General features: G+C 33.4%; 2 protein-coding genes. Both read left to right on the top strand.

The features are described 5' to 3' along the window. Window positions 1-398 (top strand): IS200/IS605 family transposase (gene tnpA / locus ACFO3L_RS04755; RefSeq protein WP_379964381.1); only part of this gene is annotated, 398 nt, incomplete at its 5' end. A 10-nt stretch (window positions 399-408) separates the two neighbouring features. Then, a partial coding sequence (locus ACFO3L_RS04760; protein ID WP_379964385.1) for a helix-turn-helix domain-containing protein occupies window positions 409-644 on the top strand: 236 nt, incomplete at its 3' end.

Below are 644 nucleotides of genomic sequence, written 5' to 3' on the forward strand. Positions count from 1 at the left end.
CAGAAGTATATTACGGACGTGGTTATGTCTATGCTATACAGTATCACCTAGTATGGTGCGTTAAATATCGACGATCTATACTGTATGGAGAAGTAGATACTGATTTGAAAATTATCTTGCTGCAAATTTCACAGGATAATGATTTTTTAATCACAGAAATGGAGTCAGATAGAGACCATATTCATTTACTAATTGAATGTAAACCACAGCATTACATTCCAAATATTGTCAAAGCTTTAAAAGGTGTATCTGCTCGTGCATTATTTAAAAAGCATCCCACCTTAAAAACACAATTGTGGGGTGGGCACTTATGGAATCCTAGCTACTTCGTAGCGACAGTTAGTGAAAATACAGAAGAACAAATTAAAATATATATTCAACATCAAAAAAAGAAATGAGGTGAATACAATACTACGCCACAAAGCCTACAAATTTAGAATCTATCCTAATGCAGAACAAGAGATACTTATTGCTAAAACAATTGGTTGCTCTCGTTTCATCTATAATCATTTTCTTGGACTATGGAATGAAACATATACTCAAACTGGAAAAGGCTTAACATATAATGCTTGTTCCGCAATGCTTCCTAAAATGAAAAAAGAAGAAGAAACTGTATGGCTAAAAGAAGTGGATAGCATTGCTAT

Origin of the sequence: Enterococcus eurekensis, assembly GCF_042654605.1 — a bacterium.
GTDB classification, from domain to species: Bacteria; Bacillota; Bacilli; order Lactobacillales; family Enterococcaceae; genus Enterococcus_I; species Enterococcus_I eurekensis.